This window comes from Stutzerimonas stutzeri, from assembly GCF_000935215.1.
Classification (GTDB): Bacteria; Pseudomonadota; Gammaproteobacteria; order Pseudomonadales; family Pseudomonadaceae; genus Stutzerimonas.
In genome coordinates this window covers 1-4,716 of sequence record NZ_JXXD01000272.1, presented here as the reverse complement: position 1 = coordinate 4,716, position 4,716 = coordinate 1, and the positions used below count along the sequence as shown (strand labels likewise).

The 4,716-nt window shown below is 64.7% G+C and carries 3 protein-coding genes; all 3 read right to left on the bottom strand.

Going from position 1 to position 4,716, the window contains the following annotated elements; all coding sequences use genetic code 11:
• Window positions 1-32: 32 nt before the first annotated feature.
• On the bottom strand, window positions 33-698 hold the full coding sequence (locus LO50_RS21790; protein WP_042926338.1) for an SPOR domain-containing protein: 666 nt from the start codon (window positions 696-698) through the stop codon (window positions 33-35).
• On the bottom strand, window positions 699-2,438 hold the full coding sequence (gene argS / locus LO50_RS21785) for an arginine--tRNA ligase (RefSeq protein WP_044316344.1): 1,740 nt from the start codon (window positions 2,436-2,438) through the stop codon (window positions 699-701).
• 114 nt (window positions 2,439-2,552) lie between these two features.
• Complete coding sequence (locus LO50_RS21780; RefSeq protein WP_080902148.1) at window positions 2,553-4,715, bottom strand: primosomal protein N'; 2,163 nt, start codon at window positions 4,713-4,715, stop codon at window positions 2,553-2,555.
• Window position 4,716 lies beyond the last annotated feature (1 nt).

Here is a 4,716-nt window from a genome sequence, read left to right as displayed (position 1 = left end):
AAACGCCGGGTCGAAAGCCCGGCGTTTTTCGTTCAGCGCGTCTGCCGCTGTTGCAACAGCAGGTTCTTGTAGCCGCTGGCGGCCAGCGTCTTTTGTGCGGCATTCAGTTGCTCGCGGCTGCCGAAGGGTCCGACCAGCACGCGATACCAGGGCTCATCACGCACCTTGACGCTTTCCACGCGCACGTCCTGACCAAGCAGGATGATCTGCGCGCGTACCCGATCAGCCTCCGCCTGCTGGCGGAACGAGCCGGCCTGCAGAAAGAACTGGGTAACTGGTGCCTTGGCCACTGTGGGCGGCGGCGGTGGTACCTGGCCATTGAGTGCGGCCTGCGCGCGGGCTTCGTCGATCTTCGCTGCTTCCTCCGGCGTTACCGGCTTAACCGGCGGCTCCGGCTGCTTGGCTTCCGGCGGCAGAATCACTTCCGACTCCGGCAACAGCGTATAGAAGTCGTACTTCGGCTTGGTCGCCTGCTCGCTGGCTGGCGTGCGCTTGGGCTGCTCCTTGATCGCGGTCTTGGGTGCGTCCTTGTTGCGCTTGACCTCCTCGCCACCCGGTTCGAGGCTCATCAGAAACATGATGAAACCGCCGATGACCAGGCCACAGACCAGCCAGATCCAGCCTGGTACGGCCTGTTTGGCGGGCGCCTGATAGCGGCTCGCGCCTCGTTTGGGCGCGGCTTTCTTCCTTGCAGCCACTTACATGCGCTCCAGAGTTTCCAGGCCGAGAAGTTCCAGGCCCTGCTTGAGGGTCTTGCCGGTCAGGGCAGCGAGGCGCAGTCGACTCTGCTTCTGCTCTGGCTGTTCGGCGCTGAGGATCGGGCAGTGCTCGTAGAAACTGGAGAACAGCCCGGCCAGATCGTACAGGTAAGCGCACAGCAAGTGCGGTTCGCCTTTCTCGCCGACTCTGTTCAGCACTTCGCCGAACTGGGCGAGCTTGGCGGCGAGCGCCAGTTCCTGCTCAGCCTCGAGCTGAATCTGCCCCGCGATCTCATCGATGCCTTGACCCAGCTTGCGGAAAACGCTGGCCACGCGGGTGTAGGCATAGAGCAGGTAGGGCGCGGTGTTGCCTTCGAAGCTCAGCATCAGTTCGAAGTTGAAGCGATAGTCGCTGGTGCGGTGCTTGGAAAGGTCGGCATATTTGACGGCGCTGATACCCACCGCGCGGGCGATCTGGCGCAGCTCGGCTTCATCGAGGTCCGGATTCTTGCCCTTGACCAAGGCATAGGCGCGCTGCTCGGCTTCGTCGAGCAGATCGATCAGCTTTACCGTGCCGCCGTCGCGGGTCTTGAACGGGCGGCCGTCGGCGCCATTCATGGTGCCGAAGCCCATGTGCTCAAGCTGCATACCGGCATGGACAAAGCCGGCGCGACGCGCCACTTCGAAAGCCATCTGGAAATGCAGGGCCTGGCGCTGATCGACGAAATACAGCGCGCGATCGGCATGCAGGACCTGGCTGCGGTAACGCATGGCCGCCAGGTCGGTGGTGGCGTAGAGGTAGCCGCCGCCGGCCTTCTGCACGATCACCGGGAGCGGATTGCCTTCGGCGTTCTTGAATTCGTCGAGGAAGACGCACTGCGCGCCGTTGTCCTCGGTGAGCAGACCTTTACTGCGCAGGGCTTCGACGATATCTGCAAGCTCGGCGTTGTAGGCGCTCTCACCCTTGACGTCGGCCGGGGTCAGATTGACGTTGAGGCGGTCGTAGATCTTCTGGCAGTGCGACAGGGAAATATCGTTGAAGCGCGTCCACAGGCTCAGGCACTGTGCGTCCCCGGCTTGAAGCTTTACCACCAGTTCGCGGGCGCGGTCGGCGAACTCGGCGGACTCGTCGAAGCGCTGTTTCGCTGCGCGATAGAACTGCTCCAGGTCGGACAGCTCGCTTTCCGCCGCCGCCGGTTTCTCCTCGAGGTAAGCCAGCAGCATGCCGAACTGGGTGCCCCAGTCGCCGACGTGGTTCTGCCGGATCACCTCGTCGCCGAGGTACTCGAGCACACGACCGATGGCGTCACCAATAATGGTCGAGCGCAGGTGGCCAACATGCATCTCTTTCGCCAGGTTCGGCGATGACAGGTCGATCACCACGCGCTGGGGCGCCGACGCCTTACGCACTGCCAGCTGTGGATCGGCCAGGGCCGCTTCGAGGCGCTCGGCCAGTGCGTCGCTGTTCTGGAAGAAGTTCAGAAAGCCCGGTCCGGCTATTTCCACCTTGCTGATCTGCGCGTCCTGCGGCAGCGCGGCGATCAGCTTCTCGGCCAGGTCGCGCGGCTTCAGTCCGGCTGGTTTGGCCAGCATCATGGCGATGTTGCTGGCGAAATCGCCGTGGCTCTTGTCCCTGGTGTTTTCCACCTGAATCGCAGGGGTCAGCCCTTCAGGCAGGACGCCTTCGGCGGTCAGGCGGACGAGGGCTTGCTGGATCAGGTGGCGAATGCTGTCTTTCATGGTCGGCTCAGTCCGCAAGTGTGCGCGAAAACCCGGCATTATCGGGTCGCGATGGGTATCGCTTCAAGGTGCGTGGCGCGCAGGGCGGCAAAAGTCCGGGTTTCGATCAGGCGATCAGAACAGATCGATCGGGTCGACATCCAGGCTCCAGCGCACGGCGCGACCGCCGGGCAGTTGTTCGAGCATCGGGACCCAGGCGCCCATCAGCCGGTGCAGGGTCGCCCGTGCGTTGCCCTGAAGCAGTAATTGCGCCCTGTAGCGACCTGCACGCCGTTCCATCGGTGCGGGAACCGGTCCGAGCAGGTCGACGCCGTTGAGCTGCAGCTGGTCGAGCAACTGTTCGGCGAGGTTGCAGGCGTCGTCGAGGAAGGCTTCGGCCTGGCCGGGCTTCTGTGCCTCGGCGCGCAGCAGCGCCAGATGGCTGAACGGCGGCAGACCGGCCGCGCGGCGCTCGGACAGGGCCTGCTCGGCGAAGGCGAAATAACCCTGTTCGGTCAGCTGCACCAGCAGCGGATGGTCGGCCAGATGCGTCTGGATGATGACCTTGCCAGGCTCCTCTGCGCGCCCGGCGCGCCCGGCAACCTGGACAATCAGCTGGGCCATGCGCTCGCTGGCGCGGAAGTCGGCTGAGAACAGCCCGCCGTCGGCATCGAGAATCGCCACCAGCGTGACGCGCGGAAAATGGTGACCCTTGGCGAGCATCTGCGTGCCGACCAGCAGGCAGGGTTCGCCGCGGTTGATGGTGCCGATCATCTGCTCCATCGCGCCCTTGCGCGAGGTGCTGTCGCGGTCGATACGCAGCACCGGATAGTCGGGGAAGAGGATGCCCAGGCGCTCCTCGGCGCGTTCCGTTCCGGCGCCAACCGGGCGCAGATCCACCTTGCCGCAGTCCGGACAGTTGCGCGGCGGTCGCTCGACGTGCCCGCAGTGGTGGCAGCGCAGTTCGTTATGGCGTTGATGCAGGGTCATCCGCGCGTCGCAGCGTGGGCACTGGCTGAGCCAGCCGCAGTCATGGCAGAGCAGGGTGGGGGCGAAGCCACGTCGGTTGAGGTAGACCAAAACCTGCTGGCCGGCGCTGAGGGTCTGGCCGATGGCCTGTTGCAGCGGGCCGGATATGCCGGCGTCCAGCGGGCGACTCTTGACATCCAGGCGCAGGAAGCGCGGCGACTGTGCATTGCCGGCCCGTTGCGTCAGCTTGAGCAGCGCGTAGCGGCCGCTGTGGGCGTTGTGAAGGCTTTCCAGCGAGGGCGTGGCCGAACCAAGCACGATCGGCAGGTTCTCCTGGCGCGCGCGCAGCAGGGCCAGATCGCGGGCGTGGTAGCGCAAGCCTTCCTGCTGTTTATAAGAGGCGTCGTGCTCCTCGTCGATGATGATCAGGCCGGGATTCTTCATCGGCGTGAACAGGGCCGAACGGGTACCGATGATGATGTCCGCCTCGCCATCGCGGGCGGCGAGCCAGGCATCGAGTCGTTCACGATCGTTGACGTTGGAGTGCAGCAGCGCGATCCGGGCGTTGAAGCGCTGTTCGAAGCGGGCAAGCGTCTGTGGCCCCAGGTTGATCTCGGGGATCAGCACCAGCGCCTGCTTGCCGGCTTCCAGTACGCGATGAATCAGTTGCAGGTAGACCTCGGTCTTGCCGCTGCCGGTCACCCCCGCCAGCAGGAACGCCTGAAATCCTCCGAGGCCCGCGCTCACCGCCTCGAAGGCCGCGCGTTGCTGTGTATTCAAGGTGAGCTCGGCCTGTAGTAGCCAGCCGCCACTGTGCCCGCGCGTCGGCCTGCTGCGGCGGGATTCGATACGCACCAGCCCCTTTTCCAGCAGCAGATCGAGGCTGTCCTTGTTCAGTTGCAGTTTGCTGAGCAGCGCATGTGGCATGCCGTGAGCGTGCTGGGCGATGGCCTTCAGTGCTTCGCGCTGCCTGGGAGCACGAACCAATCGCGGATCGTCAGGGCTCGCGCCTTCGGCTACGTGCCAGTAGCGCTCTTGTCGCGCTTCAGCGGGTTCGCCCTGACGCAGCAGTACCGGCAGTGCCCAGCTGAGGGTGTCGCCAAGGCTGTGCTGATAATACTGCGCGGTCCACAGGCAAAGCTTGAATAGCGGGGCGGGCAGGGGTGGTTTGCTATCCAGCAGTTCCAGGGCCGGCTTGAGCTTTTCCGCCGGCACTTCGCTGTGGTCGCTCAGCTCGACCAGAATGCCGACCACTTCGCGTCGACCGAAGGGCACGCGCAGGCGTACGCCTGGTTGAAGAGCGGCGGGTGACACGCCAGCCGGCGGCAGG

Excerpts from the sequence above, each read along its gene's own strand:
- argS (WP_044316344.1), bottom strand. The coding sequence starts at position 2,438 with ATGAAAGACAGCATTCGCCACCTGATCCAGCAAGCCCTCGTCCGCCTG.